Annotated in this window: 26 protein-coding genes and 2 pseudogenes; 19 read left to right on the forward strand and 9 right to left on the reverse strand. The window is 59.4% G+C overall.

Going from position 1 to position 26315, the window contains the following annotated elements; genetic code table 11:
• Positions 1–226: 226 nt before the first annotated feature.
• From repC to repA, 3 genes are all read right to left on the reverse strand, one after another.
• Positions 227–1441 carry a plasmid replication protein RepC gene (gene repC / locus U5G49_RS35810; RefSeq protein ID WP_193444883.1) on the reverse strand — a complete coding sequence of 405 codons (1215 nt, stop codon included), beginning with the start codon at positions 1439–1441 and terminating at the stop codon, positions 227–229.
• A gap of 187 nt (positions 1442–1628) precedes the next feature.
• A complete protein-coding gene (gene repB / locus U5G49_RS35815; protein WP_193444891.1) occupies positions 1629–2666 on the reverse strand; it encodes a plasmid partitioning protein RepB in 1038 nt (345 codons plus the stop codon).
• Positions 2663–3925, reverse strand: a complete 1263-nt coding sequence (repA, locus tag U5G49_RS35820) for a plasmid partitioning protein RepA (protein WP_193444890.1) — start codon at positions 3923–3925, stop codon at positions 2663–2665. Before repA ends, repB begins: the two co-directional genes overlap by 4 nt.
• 336 nt (positions 3926–4261) lie before the next feature.
• Between repA and traI the strand changes: the two genes are divergently transcribed.
• From traI to U5G49_RS35885, 13 genes are all read left to right on the forward strand, one after another.
• Positions 4262–4897 carry an acyl-homoserine-lactone synthase gene (gene traI / locus U5G49_RS35825; RefSeq protein WP_193444882.1) on the forward strand — a complete coding sequence of 212 codons (636 nt, stop codon included), beginning with the start codon at positions 4262–4264 and terminating at the stop codon, positions 4895–4897.
• Entirely contained in the window at positions 4894–5871 is a 978-nt protein-coding gene (gene trbB / locus U5G49_RS35830) for a P-type conjugative transfer ATPase TrbB (protein ID WP_193444881.1), read from the forward strand. Before traI ends, trbB begins: the two co-directional genes overlap by 4 nt.
• Positions 5861–6244, forward strand: coding sequence for a TrbC/VirB2 family protein (locus U5G49_RS35835; RefSeq protein ID WP_193444880.1), 384 nt, complete (start codon positions 5861–5863; stop codon positions 6242–6244). The genes trbB and U5G49_RS35835 overlap by 11 nt, the downstream gene beginning before the upstream one ends.
• Positions 6237–6536: a conjugal transfer protein TrbD gene (locus U5G49_RS35840; RefSeq protein ID WP_193444879.1), complete on the forward strand. Its 300-nt coding sequence runs from the start codon at positions 6237–6239 to the stop codon at positions 6534–6536. The genes U5G49_RS35835 and U5G49_RS35840 overlap by 8 nt, the downstream gene beginning before the upstream one ends.
• Positions 6537–6546: 10 nt before the next feature.
• Positions 6547–8997 carry a conjugal transfer protein TrbE gene (locus U5G49_RS35845; protein WP_193444878.1) on the forward strand — a complete coding sequence of 817 codons (2451 nt, stop codon included), beginning with the start codon at positions 6547–6549 and terminating at the stop codon, positions 8995–8997.
• Positions 8975–9772 (forward strand): P-type conjugative transfer protein TrbJ, encoded by a 798-nt coding sequence (gene trbJ / locus U5G49_RS35850; RefSeq protein ID WP_193444877.1) that lies wholly within the window; start codon positions 8975–8977, stop codon positions 9770–9772. The genes U5G49_RS35845 and trbJ overlap by 23 nt, the downstream gene beginning before the upstream one ends.
• Positions 9769–9969, forward strand: coding sequence for an entry exclusion protein TrbK (trbK, locus tag U5G49_RS35855; RefSeq protein ID WP_193444876.1), 201 nt, complete (start codon positions 9769–9771; stop codon positions 9967–9969). Before trbJ ends, trbK begins: the two co-directional genes overlap by 4 nt.
• Positions 9963–11144: a P-type conjugative transfer protein TrbL gene (gene trbL, locus U5G49_RS35860; protein WP_193444875.1), complete on the forward strand. Its 1182-nt coding sequence runs from the start codon at positions 9963–9965 to the stop codon at positions 11142–11144. Before trbK ends, trbL begins: the two co-directional genes overlap by 7 nt.
• A 20-nt stretch (positions 11145–11164) precedes the next feature.
• Positions 11165–11827 carry a conjugal transfer protein TrbF gene (locus U5G49_RS35865; protein WP_193444874.1) on the forward strand — a complete coding sequence of 221 codons (663 nt, stop codon included), beginning with the start codon at positions 11165–11167 and terminating at the stop codon, positions 11825–11827.
• Positions 11828–11844: 17 nt separating this feature from the next.
• Positions 11845–12657 carry a P-type conjugative transfer protein TrbG gene (gene trbG, locus U5G49_RS35870; RefSeq protein ID WP_193444873.1) on the forward strand — a complete coding sequence of 271 codons (813 nt, stop codon included), beginning with the start codon at positions 11845–11847 and terminating at the stop codon, positions 12655–12657.
• Positions 12658–12660: 3 nt separating this feature from the next.
• Positions 12661–13101, forward strand: coding sequence for a conjugal transfer protein TrbH (gene trbH / locus U5G49_RS35875; RefSeq protein WP_193444872.1), 441 nt, complete (start codon positions 12661–12663; stop codon positions 13099–13101).
• A gap of 11 nt (positions 13102–13112) precedes the next feature.
• The gene (gene trbI / locus U5G49_RS35880; RefSeq protein WP_193444871.1) at positions 13113–14411 is read left to right on the forward strand and encodes an IncP-type conjugal transfer protein TrbI; all 1299 of its coding nucleotides are present in this window, start codon (positions 13113–13115) and stop codon (positions 14409–14411) included.
• 310 nt (positions 14412–14721) lie between these two features.
• On the forward strand, positions 14722–15426 hold the full coding sequence (locus U5G49_RS35885; RefSeq protein ID WP_193444870.1) for an autoinducer binding domain-containing protein: 705 nt from the start codon (positions 14722–14724) through the stop codon (positions 15424–15426).
• A 3-nt stretch (positions 15427–15429) separates the two neighbouring features.
• On the opposite strand, the gene U5G49_RS35890 is transcribed toward U5G49_RS35885, so the two are convergent.
• Positions 15430–15720, reverse strand: a complete 291-nt coding sequence (locus U5G49_RS35890; protein ID WP_193444869.1) for a transcriptional repressor TraM — start codon at positions 15718–15720, stop codon at positions 15430–15432.
• A 255-nt stretch (positions 15721–15975) separates the two neighbouring features.
• Between U5G49_RS35890 and U5G49_RS35895 the strand changes: the two genes are divergently transcribed.
• On the forward strand, positions 15976–16224 hold the full coding sequence (locus U5G49_RS35895) for a helix-turn-helix domain-containing protein (protein WP_193444868.1): 249 nt from the start codon (positions 15976–15978) through the stop codon (positions 16222–16224).
• 276 nt (positions 16225–16500) lie between these two features.
• On the opposite strand, the pseudogene U5G49_RS35900 reads toward U5G49_RS35895, so the two are convergent.
• Positions 16501–16671: pseudogene (locus U5G49_RS35900) on the reverse strand (transcriptional regulator); the annotation flags it as partial.
• A gap of 29 nt (positions 16672–16700) precedes the next feature.
• Between U5G49_RS35900 and U5G49_RS35905 the strand changes: the two are divergent.
• Together U5G49_RS35905 and U5G49_RS35910 are read left to right on the forward strand one after the other, a co-directional pair.
• Positions 16701–16829, forward strand: a pseudogene (locus U5G49_RS35905) (transcriptional regulator); the annotation flags it as partial.
• Complete coding sequence (locus U5G49_RS35910; RefSeq protein WP_193444867.1) at positions 16822–17739, forward strand: nucleotidyl transferase AbiEii/AbiGii toxin family protein; 918 nt, start codon at positions 16822–16824, stop codon at positions 17737–17739. The pseudogene U5G49_RS35905 and the gene U5G49_RS35910, both read left to right, overlap by 8 nt.
• A 99-nt stretch (positions 17740–17838) precedes the next feature.
• On the opposite strand, the gene U5G49_RS35915 is transcribed toward U5G49_RS35910, so the two are convergent.
• The 4 genes from U5G49_RS35915 to traA all read right to left on the reverse strand — a co-directional run bounded on the left by U5G49_RS35915 (position 17839) and on the right by traA (position 23515).
• Positions 17839–18456, reverse strand: coding sequence for a TraH family protein (locus tag U5G49_RS35915; protein ID WP_193444866.1), 618 nt, complete (start codon positions 18454–18456; stop codon positions 17839–17841).
• 16 nt (positions 18457–18472) lie between these two features.
• Positions 18473–19636 (reverse strand): conjugal transfer protein TraB, encoded by a 1164-nt coding sequence (locus tag U5G49_RS35920; protein WP_193444865.1) that lies wholly within the window; start codon positions 19634–19636, stop codon positions 18473–18475.
• Complete coding sequence (gene traF, locus U5G49_RS35925; protein ID WP_322790966.1) at positions 19626–20123, reverse strand: conjugative transfer signal peptidase TraF; 498 nt, start codon at positions 20121–20123, stop codon at positions 19626–19628. The genes U5G49_RS35920 and traF overlap by 11 nt, the downstream gene beginning before the upstream one ends.
• 65 nt (positions 20124–20188) lie before the next feature.
• Positions 20189–23515, reverse strand: coding sequence for a Ti-type conjugative transfer relaxase TraA (gene traA / locus U5G49_RS35930; RefSeq protein ID WP_193444863.1), 3327 nt, complete (start codon positions 23513–23515; stop codon positions 20189–20191).
• Positions 23516–23761: 246 nt separating this feature from the next.
• Between traA and traC the strand changes: the two genes are divergently transcribed.
• From traC to traG, 3 genes are read left to right on the forward strand one after another with little or no spacing between them, the layout of a single operon-like run.
• On the forward strand, positions 23762–24055 hold the full coding sequence (traC, locus tag U5G49_RS35935; RefSeq protein ID WP_193444862.1) for a conjugal transfer protein TraC: 294 nt from the start codon (positions 23762–23764) through the stop codon (positions 24053–24055).
• A gap of 4 nt (positions 24056–24059) precedes the next feature.
• On the forward strand, positions 24060–24275 hold the full coding sequence (gene traD, locus U5G49_RS35940; protein WP_193444861.1) for a type IV conjugative transfer system coupling protein TraD: 216 nt from the start codon (positions 24060–24062) through the stop codon (positions 24273–24275).
• Positions 24262–26196 carry a Ti-type conjugative transfer system protein TraG gene (traG, locus tag U5G49_RS35945; RefSeq protein WP_193444860.1) on the forward strand — a complete coding sequence of 645 codons (1935 nt, stop codon included), beginning with the start codon at positions 24262–24264 and terminating at the stop codon, positions 26194–26196. Before traD ends, traG begins: the two co-directional genes overlap by 14 nt.
• Positions 26197–26315: the final 119 nt, after the last annotated feature.

Genomic DNA, 26315 nt, shown 5'->3' on the forward strand with positions numbered 1-26315 from the left:
ATTTCATCCATGCGATGTTGCAGAAGAGTAGTGGCACACTGCGGTTCCCCGATCATCTCAGTCGCAAATTTTCTTGGCCACCGCCGTCGGAACCGGCGACTTTGCCAATAACATCCGCAGTACCCTAATCCGCCTAGCCTGGCCGCGGATTAGGGTAGGCGCGAGCCGCCAGGTATCCTTGAACCAAAACCCTGACAGCTGTCAGGGTTTTTCGTATCGCCCGCTCCTAGCCGACGGCCCTATCGCCTTGCTCATGCGCTCTCAACAGCGCCATAAGAACCCGCCCCAAAGAAAATTCGCCCCGTGCCGCCTTGCGTGTGAGATCTCGGAGATATCCGCCAGGCGAGTTGATGTGCCCTGCCCGCTCGAGGATGCAAGCGATCGCGGTTGCCGCATTTTCCGGCCCCATCACATCGCAGGCCTCTTGATAGGCCGACGGGCTGACGCCCAGCATCGACCGGACGACGACCGCTGCACCCATCATTTCGCGCCAACTTCCGATCATACCGCCCGGCCCATATATCGCGATCTCGGGGCAAGCCCGCATCACCATACCAAGCGGAAAATTGCGGACTGGCTCCCGCTTCGGCCGATCATCGTCCACCGCCTTTGCGCCCGGCTCGCTTCTTGAGCGTGGTTCAAGTTCATAGATGGATTTGGTGTTTGAATTCTGTATGTGGCACTCATTATGGTCACCATTGGTGGTATAATTCTCGTCTTTTTGCTGCATTTCCAGGATGTTGATGACCTCCTGCAGCAAGAGCTCCATCTCGTCCAAGATTGAATTCACCTCACTGAGCGTCGGGGAGCGCGGAATTCTGTCCACGAGACCGATGTACATCGCTTCGATGCTTTCCCAGTTGCCCGACGCACCTTCCTCGATCGCCGCAGAAATGAGCTTTCGAACGTCGCGCCGGCATATCGTTAAATCTTCCTTCGCCCGACGGAGGGCAAAGCGATCGGAAACGACCTGTTGCGCCATCACGGCAAGCTCTTCCGCTCGCATGAGCAACGGTGACAGATCAAAGCCGAATGCGCTATCGATCGCACCGGCCTTGTCCTTCCGGGCGAAGCGCTTTCCATTCGCACTGTCCTTCCGCACGATCAGTCCCGCCTCTACGAGAAGGGCCAGATGTCTGCGAAGCGTGGCACCTGCTATGCCGTGTGCACGAAGTGTGAGCTGAGCGTTGGACGGGAAAACGATGAGCTGCGCGTCTTGGCGCAATTCGGTGTCCGGATAAAAGCTCAGGAGCGCGTCCAGGACGGCAAGGCTGCGATCCTGCAGTCCAAGCAACTCCCTCGCTTCGGAAGCAGCCCTAAACACCTTCCATTTGTCCGCGGTCTTACCTGGCTTGATCTCACTCGTCTCGATTTGCCGCCTCACCAAGGCAAGCGTCATCGGCCGCCGCCCAAAGGGCGTCGTCACACTTCCAATCTCCATTTTCTTCACCTTCAAAAAGGCAAAAGAAACCTGCTCACCAAATTACGGTGCCAAAAACTCTTGACTGTGATTCGGGGAAATGCGATTCTCTAGTTGTCACACATTGAGAGAGGCTTCCACGACGGCAACGTTTGGGGGCCTTTTTCTTTTGCTGCTTCTTTCCTTCACTATGAAACCCTGACAACTGTCAGGGTTTCTCGTTTTCTCGCAGGCGGGCAAAGCGCTCAGTAAGCGCTGGGAGCTCCGCCTCAACGAACTTCAAAAATTCAATCCCGAGTGTGCCCTCGGCCGAAATTCGAACCTCTTTCGAGGACATCGACAAGGCGCCGAGCTTCGTTCCGCTCTTGTCTGTAATCGGACTTGGCGCCCGACGATCCGTCGATGCTGGCTTGATGGCGTTCAACGCACGCTGAAACCTTTGATCAGAGGTCTCGGCCGTCTCGCCCTTCCTAACCAGTACCGCCCGCAGTGCATCGAGCGCTCCCGCGTCGCCCGCAACCGTCTTGGCAAGATCCAGCCAACGTGGCCGCCCGATCTTTGGCGCCCGCCCAATGGCCTCAATGATGTCCGCGGGAATGATCCTGTAGACACTCCTCATCCGAGCCAGTTCTGCGTCCTCGATCGAAAGCGCAGCGTAGATGTGCCGAGGCTTGATCCCCGCATCATCCATTCGGGAGGCAAACAGCGCGCGCTCGATCCAGGTGAGGTCTTGGCGACCAGCGTTTTCGATGCCTTGTGCAAGAACTAGGTCGAGGTCGGAAATCTCGACTTCGAGAGCGCGAACAGGCCTATCAAGCTGCCTGGCAGCGAGCCACCGTCGATGACCGTAGACGATCTGATAGCGACCTGGGGACGAGGGGTGTTTGCGGACCTGGACGGGAACCTGTTGCCCCTCAGTCTCGATCGATCGCTTGAACGCCTCGAAGCTTGTTGCGTCATCGTCCGGCAGTCTGTCCGGATAAGGGGAAGGGTCGATGAGCGACGGATCCAACTCGCGAACCGCACCACCGCCCGACTCGACGATAGCCTTCAAGCGATCTCGCTCTGTCCGAATGTCGTCGATTGCTCGGTGAGCAGCACCGATTACACCTGCTCCGACACGATTTCCGGGAACCGGGGCAGGGGCCTGCGACGGCTGCTGTTGATCCGCAGCCTGATCGCTCTCGAGCTCTGCGGAAAGCAACCCGAAGCTCGCGACAATCGACTTGCGAGGGGATTTGCTCATGTCCGCCCCCAGCAATCATTGACCAGGCGAACAATCGCCTCGTTCACAGCATCTACCGCCTCGCGGGCACGCTTGTGAGTATCGCGTCCGATCTGTCCCAATTCGAGCTCGTATACCGAGCGTTTCGCCAAACCGGCTGCTTCCACAGCGGTGCTTTCAATGGCAGTGGGCAATAACACATCCGAGCCAAACAAGTGCCGAAGCATCGCAACGACTTGCGACTGTGGCGCGTCATTGGGGTCGTGTCGTGTAACCAGATACCGAATGAAGTCCTGGTCCAACTGAGCGCCGCTCTCGTTCAGAACACTAATCAGATCCCCCATCATGAGAAGGAACTGGCTCATCGACGCGACGTCCAGCATGGCCGGGTGGACCGTAATGATCATGCTAGTCGCGGCGTATATTGCGCTCAACGTCAGAAAGCCGAGGGACGGCGGAGTGTCGAGAATCACGATGTCGTAGTCCGCCTCGACTTCCGAAAGGGCGAGTTTCAGTCGCTCAAAGAAGATTGCGCCGGAGTTGCCCTTGTTCGCCAAGATCCGTGGCGTTTCGTGCTCATACTCCATGACCTCGAGATTGCCAGGAATGAGGTCGATGCTATCGAAATATGTCTTGCGAATTATATCGCGGATGGGACGACGCTCGGCGTCATCGTAACGCAAAGCGGCATAGATCGTTTCATTCGACCCGACGTCAATTTCTGGCTGAGCACCGAACAAAGCGGACAAGGATGCTTGCGGGTCCAGGTCGAGTGCGAGGACGCGATACCCATGAAGGGCGAGATAGTGGGCAAGATGGACACAGGTTGTCGTCTTCGCGCTGCCGCCCTTGAAGTTGGCTATGGCAAGAACCTGGAGGTGCTCGCCCGCACGACGACGAGGAAGGAACCGCAAGGCGTCTGCAGGTTTCTGAATCGCGAACAATTCACGCAGTTCATTGATCTGGTCCAGCGTGTAGACGCGATGGTTATTTTCCAGCCTACTGGGAATCGGCCCTCGTCCTTCGGTGGACATGAGCTTCAGGGTGGAATCGGGTATAGACGTCAGCTTCGACACTTCGTTGGTCAGAAAGGGACGCAGGGTCTTTTCCGATTTTGGCGGATACATACGAGTTCTGAGCTGTTGCAATTGCCCGGACAGAAGCCCGGCATGGCGCATGATTTTGCTGCCGGCATCTTCCTTTGAGCCAACACTTGCTTCTACTCGGTTTGCTATCGCCATCTGTCCCTCTTGGCGGCTTTTCACCGGTTTACCGGCCATTGCCCGCCAAAAATAGAACACGATTCTCCAACCTGGTCCAGAGGTTTAGGGTTAACAAAAGGTAAACGACCGGGGACAATCTGCATAAGGCTGTTCGGATTTTTTCTTTTCCGCTCCGGGAGTTAGCCTCAAATGCCCGGCTCGCTGATCCCGGAATGTTCTCCTGTGAATCCTACAAATCCGAACAGTGTAGCAGCAAGTAGATTAGGCGGTTCTGTAGCGCCACACCACTCATGAACCGCGACTCACCTCGCTACGTGCATGTTGAATCCTACAACTGCCCTCCGATTCCAAACTGTGCTGATTTCCGCCGACCAACAACGACGGAGAAAAATCATGCAGGCTCTCGCGCTCTCAACACCCCGGACGATCCAAGAGGCGCATCTCCTACACATCCACTACCAGCTTCGTGCTCGGGTCTTTTCCGATCGCCTGGGTTGGGAAGTCGATGTAACGGCGGGGTGCGAGTCCGATCGTTTCGACGCGCTTCGGCCGACCTATATTCTCGCCATCGCAGAGACCGGCCAATTGGCGGGGTGCGCGAGGCTTCTTCCTGCGCTTGGACCGACAATGGTGGCCGACATTTTCTCGTCGCTTCTCCCAGACGGTCAACTCAACGGTCATGCCGCGATGATTGAGAGTTCTCGCTTCTGCGTCGACACGGCACTTGCGGAGGGGAGGGACGGCTCGGTTCATGAAGCCACGCTGACCATGTTCGCTGGGATCATCGAATGGTGCATGGCTAATGGCTATACCGAGATTGTCACGGTGACCGATCTTAGGTTCGAGCGAATCCTCGCTCGCGTCGGATGGCCGCTGCAGCGTTTGGGCGAACCCAAGAAGATTGGCGTGACGATGGCCGTAGCAGGCACACTGGCCGCCGACGCAGAGAAGTTCCTCAGGCTCCGTCCCTCCAACTACCGTTCTGAACTCGCCCCCTGTCAGCCGGGCAGCCTAAGGAGAAATCCGTGAACCAGCTTCGCTCTCACCCTCGGCTCGTCCGCAAACTTCAGGAGGCGCTCGGCGATCAGCTTTGTGTTGCCCTGGACGACGCGAACGTCGTCGAAATCATGCTCAATCCGGACGGCAAATTATTCATCGAACGGCTAGGTCACGGCGTTGCGCCCGCCGGCGAGATGTCATCCGCTGCCGCGGAGATGGTCATTGGGACAGTGGCGCACGCGCTTGGGTCAGAGGTCGACACAGAACAACCAATCATCTCCGGCGAGCTGCCGATCGGTGGCCACCGCTTCGAGGGGCTGTTGCCCCCCGTTGTCACCAAGCCTGCCTTCACGATTCGTCGCCGGGCAGCGCGCCTCATTCCGCTCGAAGACTATATTTGCGCCGGCGTGATGACAGAATACCAAGCCGCAACGATCCGCAGTGCCATTTCCACGAGGCTGAACATCATCATTTCCGGGGGAACGGGCTCGGGCAAGACGACGCTAGCGAACGCGGTCATCCACGAGATCGTCAAATCTGCGCCCCAGGATCGTCTCGTCATTCTTGAGGATACCGCGGAAATCCAATGCGCGGCCGAAAACGCCGTTCTCCTCCATACCAGCGATTCGATCGACATGGCCCGGCTCTTGAAGAGCACCATGCGCTTGCGTCCAGACCGGATCGTGGTCGGCGAAGTCCGCGACGGCGCAGCCCTGACACTGCTCAAGGCCTGGAACACTGGCCACCCTGGCGGTGTGGCGACGATTCACTCAAACACTGCCATGTCAGCGCTGCGCCGTCTTGAACAACTCACGGCGGAGGCAAGCCAGCAGCCGATGCACGAGGTGATCGGAGAGGCCGTCGACCTGGTCATCTCGATCGAGCGGACGCCGCGCGGCCGGCTTGTTCGCGACATCATCCAAGTCGAGCGGTTCATCAACGGACAATATGAGATCGAATCCGATCAACTCACCGAAAAACAGGAGTCGCGCCATGTCGCGTAAGCACGCATTCATCGCCGTAGCACTCTTGGCGGCGCCCATCGTACTTGCCTCGGTCGCGCCGTCGCTTGCCAGTTCCGGCGGCAGCCTTCCGTGGGAGGGGCCGCTGCAGCAGATCCAGGAGTCGATCACCGGCCCGGTTGCGGGCGCAATCGCGCTTGCAGCCGTGGCTATCGCGGGCGGAATGCTCATCTTCGGCGGTGAGCTGAACGATTTCGCGCGGCGCCTTGTGTACGTCGTTCTCGTCGCCGGCATCCTGCTCGGCGCCACCAACATCGTCGGCCTGTTCGGTGCGACCGGCGCTTCGATCGGACTGACCGACGAGCAGGTCACGTCAATTGGTTCGAACGGGGAAGGGGAGCGAGTTCATGGCTAAGTCCGTGTCCGGCTTGCGAAGCAATCGCATCCATCGTGCCCTCTCGCGCCCGAACCTTCTAATGGGCGCGGACCGTGAATTGGTGCTGATAACCGGCCTTGCGGCCGTGATCCTGATCTTCGTGGTTCTCACGGTTTATTCTGCGCTCTTCGGTGTAGCCATCTGGATCGTCATCGTCGGGGCGCTCAGAATGATGGCCAAGTCGGATCCGCTCATGCGGCAGGTCTATATCAGGCACATTTCCTACAAGCCTTATTACAAGGCGACCGCCTCGCCGTGGCGGCGGTATTGAGGAGGCGGCCATGGTAGCTCTCAAACGCTTCCGGGTGACCGTCCCATCCTTTGCCGATCTCGTTCCCTATGCCGGCCTCGTCGACAATGGTGTCCTCCTCTTGAAGGACGGAAGCCTGATGGCCGGCTGGTACTTCGCTGGCCCGGACTCCGAAAGCGCGACAGACCTCGAGCGCAACGAGCTGTCGCGGCAGATCAATGCCGTTCTGTCTCGGCTTGGAAGTGGCTGGATGATTCAGGTCGAGGCGATCCGCATACCGACAGTCGATTATCCATCGGAAGACCGTTGCCATTTCCCGGACCCAGTGACCCGCGCGATCGATGCCGAGCGGCGCACACATTTCGCACGCGAGCAGGGGCATTTCGAGAGCAAGCATGCGCTGATCCTGACCTACCGGCCACTCGAGTCCAAGAAGACTGCTCTCAGCAAATACATCTATTCGGACGAGGAAAGCCGGAAGAAGTCCTACGCGGACACGGTACTCTTCGTGTTCAAGAACGCGGTGCGAGAGCTTGAGCAGTATTTTGCTAACACACTTTCGATCCGACGAATGGAAACCCGCGAAACGGTCGAAAGGGGAGGGGAGAGGATTGCCCGATATGACGAGCTCCTCCAGTTCGCCCGGTTTTGCACCACCGGCGAAAGCCATCCAATCCGCCTTCCCGATGTTCCCATGTATCTCGACTGGATCGCCACCGCAGAGCTTGAACACGGACTAACGCCAAAGGTCGAAAATCGTTTCCTCGGCGTCGTTGCGATCGACGGTCTGCCGGCCGAAAGCTGGCCGGGCATTCTGAACAGCCTTGACCTGATGCCGCTCACCTATCGGTGGTCATCGCGCTTCATCTTCCTTGATGCCGAGGAAGCCCGACAAAAGCTCGAACGCACACGCAAGAAATGGCAGCAGAAAGTCCGGCCGTTCTTCGACCAGATATTCCAGACACAAAGTCGATCCGTCGACCAGGACGCGATGACCATGGTGGCCGAGACGGAGGATGCGATCGCACAGGCCTCGTCGCAAATGGTTGCCTATGGCTATTACACACCGGTGGTCGTGCTATTCGACAGCGACCGCGAAGCACTCCAGGAGAAGGCCGAAGCGATCCGGCGGCTGATCCAGGCGGAAGGTTTCGGTGCGCGGATCGAAACGCTCAATGCCACTGACGCCTATCTCGGCAGCTTGCCGGGCAACTGGTATTGCAACATCCGTGAGCCGCTGATCAACACCGGCAATCTCGCCGACCTGATCCCGCTGAACTCGGTCTGGTCCGGAAACCCAGTCGCGCCATGCCCCTTTTACGCACCGAATTCCCCGCCCTTGATGCAGGTTGTGAGCGGCTCCACAGCCTTTCGTCTGAACCTGCATGTCGATGATGTCGGCCACACACTGATCTTCGGGCCGACCGGTTCTGGCAAGTCGACTTTGCTCGCCCTGATCGCCGCACAGTTTCGCCGGTACGAAAATGCGCAAGTCTTCGCCTTTGACAAAGGCAGTTCACTTCTGCCCCTGACGCTCGCAGCCGGCGGCGATCACTATGAGATCGGCGGCGACAATTCGGACCAGGGGAGGACGCTGGCCTTTTGCCCATTGTCCGAACTCAAAAGTGATGCCGATCGGGCTTGGGCGACGGAATGGATCGAGATGCTGGTCGGCTTGCAGGGCGTTACCATCACACCCGATTATCGTAACGCCATCTCTCGGCAGGTCGGGCTGATGACGAGCGCATCCGGTCGCTCGCTCTCGGATTTCGTCAGCGGCGTGCAACTGCGCGAGATCAAGGACGCGCTGCATCACTATACCGTCGATGGCCCGATGGGCCAACTCCTCGATGCGGAAGAGGATGGCCTCACGCTTGGCGCCTTCCAGACCTTCGAGATCGAGCAACTGATGAATATGGGCGAGCGTAACCTCGTGCCAGTGCTGACCTACCTGTTCCGCCGGATCGAGAAGCGGCTGGATGGGTCGCCAAGTCTGATCGTGCTTGACGAGGCGTGGCTGATGCTCGGCCACCCTGTGTTCCGTGACAAAATTCGCGAGTGGCTGAAGGTGTTGCGCAAGGCGAACTGCGCTGTCGTCCTTGCGACCCAATCGATCTCCGATGCCGAGCGGTCCGGGATCATAGACGTACTAAAGGAATCCTGCCCGACAAAGATATGCCTCCCAAACGGCGCCGCACGCGAGTCGGGGACGCGTGAATTCTACGAGCGCATCGGCTTCAACGAGCGGCAGGTCGAGATCGTCGCTACCGCCATGCCGAAGCGCGAATACTACGTCGCCACACCGGAAGGCCGGCGGCTCTTCGACATGTCGCTTGGGCCAGTCGCGCTGAGCTTTGTCGGCGCGTCGGGCAAAGAGGACCTCAAACGCATCCGCGCACTGAAATCCGAACATGGCCGCGACTGGCCGGTCCACTGGCTTGAAACGAGAGGAGTTCACGATGCCGCATCGCTACTCAAATAGATGGCTCGCCTGCTTGGCGGCCGCAGCTCTCACGATCGGCGCTGCAGGCTCAGTGTATGCCGGTACAGCCACCGGTGCTGCGACGGAATGGACGCAGCTCGCCAACAATGCGCAGCTCGTGGACCTCATGAAAAGCTCCGGCATCCAAGTCGACAATCAGCTGACGCAGATCAGCCAACTTGCAGAGCAGATCCAGAACCAGCTCAAGATCTACGAAAACATGCTGCAAAACACCGCGCAGCTTCCTGATCATATCTGGGGGCAGGTCGAAAGCGATCTCAACCAACTGCGCAGTATCGTCGACCAGGGGCAGGGCATCGCCTTTTCGATGGGGAATGCGGACGACGTTCTTCAGCAGCGCTTTCAGAGTTATGCCGATCTGAAGACGAATTTGCCTGATAACGCGACGTTCTCCTCAACCTACCAGTCCTGGTCGGACACCAACCGTGACACGATCGCCAGCTCGCTGAAAGGGGCGAGCCTCACGGCCGAACAGTTCGATAGCGAGGAAGACACAATGTCCTCGCTGCGGTCGATGTCCGAAACGGCCGACGGGCAGATGAAGGCTTTGCAGGTCGGACACGAGATTGCCGCCCAGCAGGTTGCCCAGATGCAGAAGCTTCGCGGTCTGGTCTCCCAACAGATGACAATGATGGGAACCTGGCTTCAGACGGAGCAGACCGACAAGGACCTCGCGCAGGCGCGGCGGGAAAAATTCTTCAATGCCGAGGTCAAGAGCGTTCCGGAAGGCCAGAAAATGGAGCCGCGCTGGTGAGCCGCCCGGTCCTGATCGCCTTGCTGCTGGCTATCGCCGCCGCATCCGCTGTCGCGACAGCGCTGATCCTCAATTCCCGAAACACAGGCAAACCTGCGCTCACCGAGGAGCAACGCGCCGTCAGGGAAAAATTCTTCGGCTCTAGCAAGGAGCTGCCGCCGATCAAGGAAGGTCAGGAGATGCGCCCAAGATGGTGAAGGTAACTGTCGCACGCTCGTTCCTGATTACAGGTCTCTTTTTGCTCGCCTATGCTGTTCCCGCATTCGCGCAGGAGGGACAGGTCCTCACGGAACTGGAAAACCAGGTCTCGTCTGCTGCTAAGGGGTGGGAGACCACCATCATGGAGGCGGCGAAATCCCTGTTCTGGATCCTTGCAACGATCGAGATCGGCATTGCGGCCGTTTGGTTGGCGATCCAGTCGGCCTCACTGGACAGCTGGTTTGCTGAGCTGGCGCGGCGGATCATGTTCATCGGGTTCTTCGCGTTCGTTCTGACCCAAGGTCCGACCTTTGCGCGAGCTGTGGTCGACAGCCTCTTCCAAATTGGCGCCGGCGGTGGTTCGGCCTCGCCCGCCGAAGTGTTCGATGCCGGCATCCGCGTCGCCTCGCAAATGTCCCAACAGGCGCAGTTCGGTGTGTTCGAGGATAACGCCCTCGCGATTGCCGCCGTTCTCGCCATGGGCGTCGTGGTCATATGCTTCTCGCTCGTCGCCGCGATTTTCGTATCGGTGATGGCGGAGATGTATGTCGGCTTGCTCGCGGGTATGATCATGCTCGGGCTGGGTGGTTCGTCCTTCACCAAAGACTTTGCCGTCCGCTATCTCGTCTACGCCTTCGGCGTCGGCATGAAGCTCATGGCCTTGGTGATGATCGCCAAGATCGGGTCGCAGGTCCTCTTGGGTCTGGCCAATGCCCCGACCGCATCCTCCGACCAGTTTGTCACCACCTTGGCCACCGCCGGTATCTCCGTCGTGGTCTTCATCATCGCCATGTACGTGCCGAATATCATCCAGGGCGTCGTCCAGGGCGCATCGGTTTCCGGTGGCATGGAAGCGATCCGCCACGGCGGGCAAGCGGCGTCTTTTGCCGCCGGTGCTGGCTTCCTCGCCGCCGGCGCTGCAGGCGCGGGGTTTGCGGCCGCGCAAGCCGCACGAGCTGGCGGTTCATCCGTTGGAGGTGCTGCTCTTCGCGGCGTGGGCGCGAGCTTCACTTCCGGCGCGCAAGCAGCCGGATCTGCCGCGAAGGAAAAGGCAATCGGCTCTCCCGGCGCCTATGCGGGGTCGATTCTCGGACTGGCCAACGCCAAGCTCGATCAACAGCGCGGCGGTCATAGCGGACCGAAACCTCCTCCCGAACGCAACGACAAACCGTAATCGAGACAAGGGAAGAATAAATGGCAGCGAACCGCGCCCCGGAAAACCCGTATCTTGCCGCCCGCCAGGAATGGAGCGAACGCTATGGCTCCTACGTGAAGGCCGCAGCCGCATGGCGCATTGTTGGTGTCCTCGGTCTGGTCATGGCCGTTATCGGCTTCAGCTACGCGATGTATCTCAGCACCCAGCTCAGGCTCGTGCCTTACATCGTCGAGGTCGATAAGCTGGGGACGGCGGTCACGGCAGGTTTCCCCGAGCAGATCGAGTATGCCGATGTCCGCGTGGTGCGCGCCACACTCGGTAACTTCGTCACGAGCTTTCGCTCGATCACTCCAGATGCGGTGGTGCAGAAGCAATATATCGACCGCACCTACGCCCTTCTTCGCACGTCCGATCCGTCGACGGAGAAGGTCAACGCCTGGTTTCGAGGCAATTCTCCATTCGAGAAGGCGAAGTCTTCGACAGTTGCCATCGAGGTCAACAACATCGTGGCGCTCTCGAACCAAACTTATCAGATCGACTGGACGGAATACGAGCGGGACCGCAAGGGCAAGGAAACCGGCACGAGGCGGTTCCGCGGGATCGCAACGGTGACGCTCACCGCGCCACAGGATGAGACGACGATCCGCCTCAATCCGATCGGCCTCTACATCCGGGATTTCGACTGGACGGCACAGCTTTAAAGGCAGGGATTCTTTCAATGAAAAAAACAGGATTGATCGCAGTCGCCGGCTGCATGGCCGGACTCTTGCTTGCTGCGGGCGCGCAGGCGCAAAGCATGACGAGCAACGAGGTGAAAGGAACAAATCTTTCCAGAAAGTGGCGCGGCACGCCGGGACTGGTCACGACAGGTCCGGACGGAAAGGTCATTTTTCTGTTCGGCGAGACCCAGCCGTCCGTCGTCTGCTCTCCTTTACAGGTGTGCGACATCGAACTTCAGGGTGGCGAGATCGTTCGCGACGTCCTCGTCGGCGACACTGTGCGCTGGAAGGTGGAGCCGGCCACCTCGGGGGCCACAGGCGGGCAGGCGATCCATCTCATCGTCAAACCGTCGGAGCCAGGCCTTCTCACCTCAATGGTCGTAACCACTTCACGGCGAACCTATCATATCCAGCTCAAGTCCCATCCCAGCCAGTACATGGCGCGCGTTGGTTTCGAGTACCCTGAGGACGCATCCACCAAGCTCGCCGACATCAATGCCCGTCTCGAAACCGGGGGCATTCCCGGCACGCCGCCGGACAAGCTGAACTTCTCCTATTCGATCAGCGGCGGTGCTTCGTGGAAACCGAAGCGGGTCTATTCGGACGGGGTGAAGACCTACATTCAGTTCCCGAAATCGATCTCCGGCCAGGACGCGCCTGTGCTCTTCGTCGTCTCCAGCGGTCAAAATCGCATCGTCAATTATCGCATGAAGAACGACATGATGACCGTCGACTATGCGATCGACAAAGCGATCCTCGTTTCCGGAGTCGGTTGGCGGCAGCAGAAGATCACCATCCGGCGGGGAGGCTGAACCATGCGGAAGCTATTCGCGTTCTTCATCGCGGTCGCGCTGCTCTCCAGCTGCCAAACGGCCGACGACGCGCTCACCACCAGCTCGACCCCTGTGGCCGTCACCGGACCGGCTGCAAGCGCCATCGCCGGCGACATTGCAAGTCGTCTGGCCGAACAGATCGGCCCGGCAGGTGCTACGACCACGATCAAAATGGAGACGGACACATCGGAGTTCGCATCCACCCTTGAGGCGGCCCTGAAGGGGTGGGGCTACACGTTCGTCACGGACGGCAAAGTCGCCAAAGACGTCAAGCCGGTCGAGCTTGCTTATGCAATCGAGGGCTTCGACGGGCAAGTGCTGGTGCAGGTCTCGACGCCTTCCATCGCTCTTGGCCGCGCTTACACGCCGACGGCGGCCGGCGCGACGCCGGCCAGTCCCCTTTCGATCATGCAGCGCAACTGACGGAGATTAACATGGTTCAGTCGCTCCAGCTTGGCACGTCGAGCCAAGCCGACGATCAGCAGGGCATGCGGCGGCTCAACCGCCTGCCGATCATCGTCGCCATCATTGTCATCGTGCTGTTCGTCGGCGTCGTTGTGATTGGTCTGTCGCTGCGCGGACTTTCCTTCAATCGTGGCGACATCGAGAGCGCTTCCAACAGCCCTGCGACCAGTTTCGGCGACCAGCTTAAGCGGGGCGTCACGGACGGCATTATCGGTGACCCAGAAAAGCAGGAGGTGTTTCAGCCGACGCCCGTCGTCGTGGAGAAAGAGGAAAAGCACGAGCCGGTCGTCGAGCGCCGACCAGAGGAGCGACAAGACCATCGACAAAGGCTCGAATCCGAGGAGGAGTGGAAGGCGCGCCTGAAACGGGAGCAAGATGAGCAATATATGCGAGAGGTGCAGCGGCAACGGATGGCGCGTCTCCAGGCTCGTTCCACGGCGCTTGATTCACCGCTAAAGGTAGACATTTCCGAAGTCGAGAAGGCTGCAAGCTCCACCAATGCCACCGGCCGCCAGCCGACAAATGCCGTGGCGAACAGCGCCTCAGACCTTTATGTCGAGGCCATGAAATCCGACCTGATGGGGCAGAATGTCGATCAGAACGGGCAGACGTCGAAGGAGGATTTCTTCAATCAGGACATCAAGGATCTGGGCTACCTGCCAAACCAGGTCGTGCCGCAGATGTCACCCAATGAATTGAAGCGCGATTCGGTCATCCCGGCGACATTAATCACCGGCCTGAATTCCGACCTGCCAGGGCGCGTTACAGCTCAGGTCAGCCAGAATGTCTACGACAGCGCCACCGGCTATCGCCTTCTCATCCCGCAAGGCGCAAAGCTGTTCGGCCGTTACGATTCCAAGGTGTCCTTCGGCCAGGAGCGCGTTCTTGTCGTCTGGACCGACCTCATTTTTCCGAACGGGTCTACACTGCAGATCGGTGGCATGGCCGGCACGGACGCCGAAGGATTTGGCGGCTTCCAGGACAAGGTCGACCGCCATCTCTGGAGGACGTTCGGTTCGGCGGCGCTAGTAGCAATCATCGGGACCGGGATCGATATGTCTATGCCCGAGAGTTCGACGCTCGCGACGCAGGACACCGCCTCGGATGCAGCACGACGTAATTTTGCCGAAGCATTCGGCCGGGTAGCGGAAGAGACGATCTCGAAGAATCTGAATGTTCAGCCGACGATTCGCATCCGACCGGGCTACAAGTTCAACGTCGTGGTCGATCAGGATATTGTTTTTCCGTCTGTCTATAGCGGCCGCTAACCAGCTAAAGGACCCTCAGATTTTCGTTACTTTGCTGAACGTCGCAAGATCATTCCGAGTGGCGGCGCAGGTGTGACTAAAAATCTCTATAAACATCATCGTCTTTAGATCAGAAGGAGTTGAATACTCCGCAGAGGTGAATAGACCTAAGCCATGCAACGACCGTGGATCTGCTTCGCGTAGAAGCAACTGCCGTATCGTCCAATGTTCCATGTGGCACCGGCTGGCCGAACGTGGCAACCGGTACCTCGCGGCGTCAGAACGGCGCGACGAGTGGGAGGCTTGCACCGTCGCAAAAGGAGAAAAGTTAATGGACGGTGACCTTCGCTCTCTCATCGATATGACAGAAGCCGCGCATGATGAACGTATGATCAAAAGTGCTCTTAAGACATTTGCGCACGCATGTGGCTTCGACCGTTTTGCTTTTCTGCAGACTGAGGGGCTGGAAATCCGCACATTCAACTCCTATCCGGAGGAATGGCAGGGCGTTTATCTCGAAAGCCAGTATTCCCGTATCGACCCGGTCGTCACGGAAGCCAAGCGTCGCATGGAAATGTTTTCCTGGACGGCCGACGATTGGCCCGCTCGTGGAACCTCAGAACTCAGGCGTTTTCGGGACCAGGCGATCGATTACGGCATTCGGAGTGGGGTGACTATACCCGTCGAAGGAAGTTTCGGGTCGACGATGATGCTGACGTTTGCATCCTCAGCACAAACGGCTGACGTTAAAAAGCTGCAGGATGCGAAAAAAGCGATCCGGGCGGTTCTGGTGATCCATTACCGCCTGAAGATCATCGCTGCGACGACGATTGTCGCTCCGAAACGGTTGCTTTCACCAAGAGAAGCAATGTGCCTGATGTGGGCGGCAAAGGGCAAAAGCGCTCCGGAAACCGCAATGTTGACAGGCATCAATCCGAGGACAGTGCAGCATTACCTCGATAAAGCGCGCGAAAAGCTCGAAGCGGCAACCGTTCCGCACCTTGTCGCGATCGCCAAAGATCACGGTCTGGTATGAGCGTCATTCTTCACCATCTGGGGCAACTTCAGGGACGTAGCCAAGCGCATCGATGATTTCCGACAACGCCTCCTGCTGGGCTTCGGATTTTTTCTGACGTGCGACATACTCATCCTGCAGGCTTTTGAGTACGGCGGCGGAGATCGACGGATCGGCGCTCGCGCGAGTCCATTCCTCATAGACAGCCTCATCGGCGGCAATAAGATGGCGGTGCTCACGGATCGCAGCAACTGCCAGCACCTCTAGTTCTGACTCTTGCATCCAACTGTAGCGAGATGAGCCCACATCGTTCATCCGCTTCTCCCTAACTTCATTCTGCTGCCCGAACCTAAGGCTGCGGCCTTATTATATCGGTTGAGCGCCACCACAATATCCGCTGAGCATCATCTGGGTCCTGTGCGATTCTCGCGCCTCTCCATACCGACGTCGATGAGTGCAGGGACTTGAATGAGACGGCCTTGCTTATTTGCTCAAAAGGATTCGGCCCTCGCTTGAGCTGTAGAGAATACTCCGTGGTAGGATACTCATCAAGCCGCTGTTCTCCGGATCATGGAGATTCGAGAGGTATTTGCGCGAAATTTGCGAGCTGCGCGGCAGGCTAAAGGCTTGTCCCAGGAGGAACTCGCCCATCGCGCGGATATCGATCGCACCTACATCAGTTCGCTCGAGCGTAGCGTCTACAATGCAAGCATCGATGTTGTTGACCGTTTGGCGACCGTCTTGGGCATCGAAGCCTGTGAGTTGCTGAAGCGGCCCCCGATGGAGTCACAGATGCCAACCGCCGAGCTTGACGATTAAGAGAAGTTGTCCTGCGGACTGACGGGTTCATACCCAGGCGGCAATGCTTTCACGTCTGGCTAGGTCCGTCGTCAAGGCTACATCTTTACTCTTGACGACCACTGGATTTGTCAGCTCTCATGCAGTCGAGGCATTTATTCGTGGTGAAGAATTCACAAAGCGAGGACTTTCTCCACCTCAGGGATTGTGATACAAATCCTAGGATAATAGATCCATTTTTTCGAGCTTTTATATCAATGCCCGGTTCCGTCACGCAACGCCAAATCGCCCGGACCGGCAGATAACGGCTTTGGGCGCGCGTTTGGCAACCTCCGCTAGGCTGTGGTTGACGTCGAGCTGCGCATCAGGAAGTTGATAAAGACCGCGGGCAAGCCGCAGTACTTCAACATCTCGTTCCATTCGGCTCATAGTGGCAGCCGTCACACCTGCGTTCCGCAGTTCCACCAAACGTGCTATTCCGCGCTCAGTTAGCACCGATAGAAGGGCTGCAGGAGGCGCTGCGGCAACGAAGGGCTACTCCTTGCGAAATCGCCAACCAGGCCGAACGCGGTGGCGTCGGATCGGTGATCCGGCCGTATCTCGAGGCGCTGGCCGCCAATGGCTAAAGAAATCAGAAACGTCGGCGCCTCGGTGCGCGCCCGACTGTTGCAACTCGCCAAGGCAAGCGGGCAAAGCTTCGATCTGGTCCTGACGCGTTTCGCTCTTGAACGGTTATTGTTCCGGCTTAGCCAGTCGCCCCACGCCGGTCGCTTCGTTCTAAAACGGGCGATGTTGATGATGAGTTGGTTTGACAATCCGCACCGAGGCACGCGCGACCTCGATCTTTTGGGTTTCGGTGATCCGAGTCCGGACCCGATGCTTGAGACATTTCGGGAAATTCTGGCGCAAGAGGCCGACGATGGCGTTACGTTTGACGCTGATACGCTGCATGTGGATCGTATTCGCGAGGCATTGGATTATGGTGGGCTCAGGCTGCGGGTGATCGCTTCGATCAGCGGAGCCCGGATCAACCTGACGATCGACATCGGTTTTGGCGATGCGCTTGAGCCTGGGGTGGAGGTTTTGGATTATCCTTCTATGCTCGATTTTCCGATGCCGCGGCTTCGGGCCTATGCGCGAGAAACGGTCATTGCCGAGAAGTTCCAGGCAATGGTGATGCTGGGGCGAGGAGACAGCCGCATGAAGGATTTCTACGACATCTGGATCCTCAGCAGGTCTTTCGACTTCAGCGATGATCGGCTGGCGCACGCAATAGCCGCTACCTTTGATCGCCGCGAGACATCGATCCCCATTGACCTCCCCGACGCCCTAACGGACGCCTTTGCCAAGGACCAGCAAAAGCAGCGGCAATGGCGAGCTTTCGTTGAAGGCGTTGCACACAATCCTAGCGATCTGACAGACGTCATCGCGGAGATTGTCACATTCCTGATGCCGCACGCGGTCGCGGCTACGAGGCTACGAGGCTACGAGGCTACGAGGCTACGAGGCTACGAGGCTACGAGGCTGGACGAATGAGCGGTTTGGTCGCAATCTGTCTCACTTTAATTTCATGCTTTGGAGCCTAAATTCTGGCTTGGCCGGAAGATGCCCCGCGAATGCAGGATAAACTCAACGCTATTGCTGACCACCAATGCGGGAAAGATCGATCCGCATCCCCGCGCGTCCAACATCCTGCACCGTCTCTGGCTGTACGTCTTTCGGCGTTGCTTCCTCGCCATCCACTGACTCGGCGGGACGGGTCTCATCTCTTTTCTGCGGCGCTTCGATGGGTACGCCAGGATCCTCCGCCTGAAACACGCTCACGCCCTCGAACTCACCGGTCTTCCATGCGTAAACCCCATCCTCGAAAATCTGCGGGAAGACATCTTCGCTCGTGGGGTTGCCATACCATTTCGCAACGATCCTGAGGATCTTGGCGAACATCGCCGTGCCTTTGCGGAGGTTCTGGCAAGGATCGACGAGATCAGGCTTCAAATCAGCGGGCTCCTTGACTCCAACCTGAGCAGGAAACTGGGTCAGGCCGACTCGGACGACCGCCTGACCAGCGTATTGGCGCACGATCGCCATCGCCTCCTCAGAAGATGTGGCTTTCGGAACGAGGATCAATCGACCGCCCGATTTGACGGTAACGGCGAGGGGATCATCCGAGCCCGCTGCCATCACGAACTGCCCGACGATCGCGGGCTTGAGAGAAGGGTCTGCACATTCTTTTATGAGGGCTGCGTCGATCATGGTGTCTCCTGGGCACTCAGGTGTTGAAGGCTATAACAAGCGGTTTTGCGAAGAGTTTCGCCCAAGCCGTGGTAGAGGCGCGCTGGATGGCGATGATCGACGTCCCTTCGGTCCACCAGCCGTTTCCCACGGCGACGACAAAATCCGGATCGTGGAGCATGGACTGAAGGATCGGCCAAACGATCAGTTGCTCGTAGCAGATTAGCGGTGCTGCCCGGCTGGCACCGATCGGGACGACCGGGTTCGCGAAAAAGTCCGCCCTGGCACCGCCACTCTCCCCAGACAACAAATCCCACGGCTGCCACATGGAGCCGGGAACAGGCATGCGTTCGCGATAGAAGATGCGGCCGCCCTTCCTATCGATCGCGACAAGGACATTGTCGTAGCCCCCTGCGTCGAGCAGCGCGGCACCAGCGATGGCCGTCGCATCGCCGTCGCGGAGGACGCCTACCCAAAGCCGCTCCACGGTCGGTGTCCAGAAGCCAATCGCACTTTCCGGCAGCACCACAAAGCGGGCGCCATCTCCCGCTACCCCACGTACCGTTGCTATCAAGTCACGCTGGCGTTGAAGACCGGCCTTCCGACCAAGCGAAGCCCCCATTTCCAGATCGACGCCGCGCCAGCCTTCCGGTAGTTTCGGGTCGGTCCACAAGACGGCGGACCACAGCCAAAGGCCTGTCAAGGCGATGGCGACAGCTGGCCAAATGCGGGTTGCGAGGCCCGCAAGGCCGGCTGTCATAAGCCACAGTCCCCACCATCCCCATCCCGGAAACAGAGCACCCGCAGCCGTGACAGGATGCGCCCATCCCGTGATGCCGAACGGTGGGATGGCCATGATGATGGTCGCGATGAGATAGCGAACCGGACGAACGTTCGGGTTCTTCGTCCAGAGGACGGAATGCACGGTAACGAAGCTCAAAGACGCACACAGCCAGAGCAGGAGGCCCGGCCAGATATCGGACGAATAGAAGGTGGCCACGCCTTGCGGCAGACCGCGCGACGCGGCCAGGAAATATCCGGCGGAGACAAGTGCCGCCACTAATCTCGTTCGCGAGATCGACCATAGAAGCGGAAACCCCAGCGCGACGGGTAGAAGCGACACATGGCCGCTCCAGCCCACCGCGCCGATCGCGATCGAAGCGAATATCAGCAGCGCCGGCCGAAGGTAATCACGGCACATAGGTGAACACCTTCTGCGCCAGCCCGAGAATGCCAGAGATCGGCACTGGGCCAAAATATCGAGAGTCGTAGGAGCCGGAAAAACCGGAATGCAGGAAGACATATCCTGGCGGGACGATGCCGCTAGGAAAGGGCGTCAACGGCCGGCCTTTTCCATCTCGTGGTGCGAGTCTAGAAGAGGAAATCACCCTCCCATCCACGCTCACGCTGGCGCCGATTTCGGCATTCTGTCCTGCGACGGCGATCACTGTCTTGATCAACGGTGCGACGCCGCCCGGGCAGGAACCAGAACGGAGATATCCTCGTACCCTCGCTACCCGCATCGCAGCCGTTTCCGGAGGGCAGATGAACACCAGGTCGTCTATAGCCACCGGACGATGAAGCGGAACGATGCGCCACAGGCCGAGTGGCTCGCTCGGCGTCAGATTAATGCGGTACCCGCCGACGAAGCCGGTGCCGATCGCCAGTATGACGACCAATGCGGCCATAAAAATGATTCCAGCCGCTCGTCGTTGTTGTGCGGTCATCGCCCGCCGCGTTCCAGCTCCCGCCGTCATTTAAGCGAGAGCCCTTGGCTCTTCGTCTGACGCAGCGTCTCGGCCTGCTTCAGCGCTTCGGTCGTACGCTCATGAGAGCTAAGTTGCTGGACCGTGCGCATTGAATTCCACGCGGACTGGACCTCGGCCTTCTGGCCAGCCGTCATGCCCGATGTGACGGTCTCGAAGGTCTTGCCACTCGTGTCTTTCGCGACCAAAGGCAGGAAGGTCCGTTCCCCGAAACGCTCGGAAACCGCTTTGGCGAAACCTTCGAGTTCGGCCTTCACCATTCTGTCGGCCAGAGCATATTCGAGGCCAGCCGGAAGATCGTTGCGGTCGATCGCATCGCGCACGCGTTCGAGCGTTTGCTTGGCGGCTGGAGAGAGCGCCGGGATGTCGACCGAAACCTTGAGCCGGACCGCGCGCTCCTCCGTCTCATGTTTGAATTCGGCCTCGGCCCGCTCACGAAGGTAGCGTTCAAGATTTCGGGCGAGCGCCGGCACGTTGGCGATGGCTTTTTTCCGGTCCTGCCTGTCGGCACGGCTGGCGAGAAGACCGGTCTTGCCCTTCAGCGCACCGAAGCTTTCGGGGGCGCCGGCGACCTTCGCGAGGGTGGACTGCGCGACCGACTGGTCCTTGACCATGGCGTCGACATTGATCGCCTTGAAGGCGGCTTCCGGCTGCGCGTAGACGAGATGGAAGCGCGTCGAGACGTCCTCCCATTGCGTCTTGAGGCCGGGATCGGCGGCGAGCTTATCCTCGACAGCCTGGTCGAGCGATTTCGGGAAGGTGGTGATGCCTGATACCATGGGCTTGGCCTCCTTGATTGTGTCCGGGATGGAGTGTTTGTTGCTGCCGCGGACCAACCCGAGTGCCGCACCGATGGCGGCTAGACGGGCGCCGAGGTCGGCGAGTTTCTGTTTTTGCCGAACGGCCCATTGGAGGCGATCGTGTGCGATCGTGCGGGCGACGTTGACAAGATGAAGGCCCCGCGCTTCCGCGAAGCGCAGCGCCTGGCCATAGAACGACGCCTTCTCGTAATCGAGGGTCGTCTCCTTGGCGTTTCGGCGCGAAAGGATCGGGATGAGGCCGCCGGATTTGGCGAACGAGCGACTGCCGTAGTAGACGGCGAGATCCTCACGATGGCGCGTCATGGCCACATAGGTGAGATGCCGGTCCAACGAGAGCGAAGCAAGCACCTTCACCCGGTCGACCGTCGCGCCCTGGCTCTTGTGGATCGTCGTCGCATAGCCATGATCTAGATTGTTGTAGAAGCGCTGCTCGATCGTGACCTGGCGGCGGTGCTCGCCGTCACCAATCTCTGCAACGATCCGGCCAGGTGCGGCTTCAAGCACCTTTGCGAGCATGCCGTTCTTGACGCCAAGGCTGCCCTCGTTCTTGAGGAACACGATCTGGTCGCCGGTGGCGAACATGCGGGTTCCGTCCTCGGTCTTGAACGGTAATCCTTCTGCGACGACGCCGCGCTCGACCAGCTTGGCGCGCGCCATATCGTTGAGCATTCGGACGTCGCGGCGGAGGTGTGCAAGGATCAGGCTGGTCTTCGAAGAGTCGTAGTCGCGGTCCCACGCTGCGATCAGGCTCTCGACCGCGTCGTCCTTCAGTCTCAAACCAATCATTCGACCATGAGCGGTGTAGGCGTCGACAGCCCTGCGGATATTGCCACGAGCGAGATCGAGCGAGGCATCGCGCATCCATTGCTGGCGCTGACGATAGATTGTCTCAAGTTCTGCATAGCCGATGCGATCGGCAATGGCGCGGAACGCGGCACCCGCTTCGATCGGTTGAAGCTGTTCCGGATCGCCGACAAGTACGAGTTTGGCGCCGGCCTTGGTTACGGCTTCGACAAAGAGCGCCATCTGCCGTGACGACACCATGCCGGCCTCGTCGAGTACGAAAACAGTTTTGTCGTCGAGCTGGTTGCGACCCTGGTTCCAGCGAAGCTCCCACGACGACAGCGTGCGGGAGCCGATGCCAGCTTCCTTCTCCAAACCTTCGGCGGCTTTGCCAGCCAAGGCACCGCCGACCACACGATAGCCGGCCATTTCCCACGCCTCGCGCGCAGCCTTCATCATCGTCGTCTTGCCGGCGCCGGCGCGACCGACAACGGCGGCAATCCGCGTGGCCCCGGCGACATGCTCGATCGCCGTTCGCTGCTCATCCGACAGACGGGAATGGTGCGCAAAGGTCGCCTGCACCACCACCACCCGGACGCCATGTGAGGCGCGAGCGGAGAGCCAGATCGCGCGATTGGCCATCTCGGCTTCAAGCCGGATCATTTCGCGCGTGGTGTACTTCGCGGGTGTCCGAACACCTGTCGCAAAGTTGATCCGCTCGCGTTCGAGCCGGAGCGCTTCTGGACTTTGCAGAATGCGGACCATCAGACTTTGGAACAGGACGGCATCGTCGATATAGCGATACAACACCTTCGCAACATCGCGTTCGTCGAAGACGCTCTTCTCCCGCGTGATCAGGTCGAGCACGATCTCCGGACGGCGCTGGATGCGGCGGGCGTTCTCGCTGCGGCGCTGCTCCTGAAGCTCGACGCGTTCGAGCTTGCTCGCCGAGGTCTCCTGCATCCGATCGAACTGCTCGGCCTTGCGCTCGATGGCTTTGACGCCGACGCCGAGGTGAATGGTTGGCTCGAGGTCGATGCCCTGCTTTTCGTAGGAACGGCCATCGATGAGGATATCGAGGTCGGCAAGCGCCAGATGTTTGTTCTGGCAGGCAAACCAGCCGTCGCGAAACGCATTGAAATCCTCAGTGCCGCCGGCCCAGAGCTGATAGACGATCTTGCCGGCATCATTGCGGATCGGCTTGCCGTCCGGGCTGAGGACCGCAACCTTCTTCGAACCAAAGCCATCCTCAGTCAGCGGCCGCAATGTCGTCATCAGATGGACATGCGGATTGCCCGGTGCGTCGTGATAGACCCAGTCCGCGACCATGCCATGCGCGGTGATATGCCGCTCCACAAAGTCGCGCATGAGCGCGATGTTCTGCTCGGCCGTCAGCTCGAGCGGCAGGGCTATGGTGACGTCCTTGGCGAGCTGCGCGTCGCATCGCTTCTCGAAGCCCTCCACCTTGTTCCAGAACATCTCGGATGCGCCGGCGACCGAACGATCGGCAATCATGCTGCGCACCCATTCCGGCGCGTCGGCAGAGATCACGAACTCCTCATGCAGGAGCCCCTGCTTTCGCGTGTAGTCGATCGTCCGGCCTTCCCGCTCAAACTCCATCTTAGCGCAGTGCCGGTAGGCCGCCGACAAGACGGCGCTGCGGCCGGAGCCACGGGCGACAACGCTGACAGAGAAGTGAGGGACGGCCACGGCGGAGTTCTCCCGGAACGAAATCAAAGAGTTCGTTGGGAGCGGCGGCCCCACCAGGCTCTCAGCAACACGTCGCGCCAGCGACGTATAATTGCGCCCTTGGAAGCCGCTCCTTCGGAACGGCCGGGATCATTCCCGAAAGCATCGCCGCTGGCGATTGTAGGATTCACAGTAGTGCGTTCCGCACCCCGGTCCGAAAAACTGGCTTCGAAAGACACGCTTTCTCAGCCAGGGAGACAGACGGACATGAAGAAGCCATCCGCGAAAATCCGCGACGAAATCGCCAAACTGCAGGAACAGCTCAAGAACGCCGAGACAAGGGAAGCCGAGCGGATCGGCAGAATTGCGCTCAAGGCCGGCCTTGGTGAGATCGAGATCGACGAGTCGGAGCTGCAGGCAGCTTTCGAGGAAGCAGCCAAGCGGTTTCGCGGAGGCAAGGCCGCTTCGAACGGAAAGGAAAGGGGAGGGCAAGGGAACGTCACGCAGCAAACCCCGCCGAACTCAATTGGCCCGGGCGCGGGCGGCGCTGGCGAGGCTTGAGCGCATGGCGAGGACGATGACATCCGATGCCCGCAAAAAGGACACGCGCGAAAAGATCGAGCTCGGCGGCCTGATCGTCAAGGCCGGTCTGCGCTACGAGAAGCGAACGCTGTTGCTGGGCGCGCTGATCGATGCAGCGCGCCGCATCAAGGGTGACGATGGTGAGCGGTCCAGGCTCACGGCAATCGGCGTGGAGGCCTTTGGCAATGACGATCAATAGGATTGCGCTCGTCGTCGTGCCAGGGACGCTGATGATCCTGGTCGTCATCGGAATGATCGGGATCGAGCAGTGGCTTTCAGGCTTCGGAAAGACCGAGGCCGCGCGACTGGCATGGGGACGGGCGGGGATCGCCTTGCCCTATATCGCCAGTGCGGCGATCGGAATTCTGTTCCTGTTCGCGAGCGCCGGCTCGATCAACATCAAGCAGGCAGGTTGGGGTGTCCTTGCCGGATGCAGCGGGACGATCCTGATCGCGGCTACACGCGAAACGATGCGCCTTGCCGCTTTCACGAAGGCGCTCAACGCCGACAAGTCGGTCTTGACCTATCTCGATCCAGCAACGTCGATCGGAGTGGGCGCAGCGTTCATGTGTGCCTGCTTCGCGCTCCGCGTGGCGTTCATCGGCAATGCGGCCTTCGCAAGGGCTGAGCCGAAACGCATTCAGGGGAAGCGAGCACTGCATGGTGAAGCAGATTGGATGAAGCTCACGGAAGCGGCAGATCTGTTCACTGATGCCGGCGGCATCGTCATCGGCGAGCGCTATAGGGTCGACAAGGACAGTGTCGGGAGCCAAACGTTCCGGGCCGATAGCGCCGAGACATGGGGCGCCGGCGGCAGGTCGCCGTTGCTCTGCTTCGATGGCTCCTTCGGTTCATCGCACGGGATCATCTTTGCCGGTTCCGGCGGTTTCAAGACGACGTCGGTGACAATCCCGACGGCACTGAAATGGGGCGGCACGCTGATCGTACTGGATCCATCGAACGAGGTCGCACCCATGGTCTCCGCGCATCGCGGCGGAGCGGGAAGAGACGTGTTCGTCCTCGATCCCAAGAAGCCGGGCATGGGCTTTAACGTCCTTGATTGGGTCGGGGGTTTCGGCGGAACCAAGGAAGAGGATATTGCCTCGGTCGCATCATGGATCATCAGCGACAGCGGCGGCGCGCGCGGAGTCCGTGACGACTTCTTTCGCGCGTCAGCACTGCAGTTGCTGACGGCGCTGATCGCCGATGTCTGCCTGTCCGGCCACACGGATGAAAAGGACCAGACGCTTCGGCAGGTGCGCATGAACCTCTCGGAGCCGGAGCCGACATTGCGCAAACGGCTGCAAGACATCTACGACAATTCGGGCTCGGATTTCGTCAAGGAGAACGTCGCTGCCTTCGTCAACATGACGCCGGAAACCTTCTCCGGCGTCTACGCCAACGCGGTCAAAGAGACACACTGGCTTTCCTATCCGAACTATGCCGCCCTCGTATCGGGAAAGAAATTCTCGACCAGCGATATTGCGGCGGGAAACACCGACGTCTTCATCAACATTGACCTCAAGACATTGGAGACCCACTCGGGTCTTGCGCGCGTCATCATCGGCTCGTTTCTCAACGCGATCTACAATCGCGACGGACAGATCAAGGGGCGTGCGCTGTTTCTTCTGGATGAGGTCGCCCGCCTCGGCTACATGCGGATCATCGAGACCGCGCGCGACGCCGGCCGCAAATTCGGGATCACGCTGACGATGATCTATCAGTCGATCGGCCAGATGCGTGAGACCTATGGCGGCCACGACGCGGCAAGTAAGTGGTTCGAGAGTGCCAGCTGGATTTCGTTTGCCGCGATCAACGATCCCGAAACCGCGGCCTACATCTCCCGACGCTGCGGCATGACAACGGTCGAGATCGACCAGGTGAGCCGCAGTTTCCAGGCAAAGGGATCATCGCGGACACGCTCGAAGCAACTCGCCGCCAGACCACTCATCCAGCCTCATGAAGTTCTGCGCATGCGCGCCGACGAACAGATCGTCTTCACGGCCGGCAATGCGCCGCTCCGATGCGGACGAGCCATCTGGTTCCGGCGCGACGACATGAAGGCATGCGTCGGCACGAACAGGTTTCACATGATCGGGGATGCGCCAAAGCCTGCATGATCCAAGCCGGCGCGCAGTACAACCGGGCAAGGCTGATCCAGGAAAATGAAGAGTATCGGAGAAATCAGCATAGCGACGCCTGACGGGCGAGATTTCGGGAATTCTCGTCGTGCGATGGG

Origin of the sequence: Rhizobium indigoferae (genome assembly GCF_034554815.1) — a bacterium.
Classification (GTDB): domain Bacteria; phylum Pseudomonadota; class Alphaproteobacteria; order Rhizobiales; family Rhizobiaceae; genus Rhizobium; species Rhizobium leguminosarum.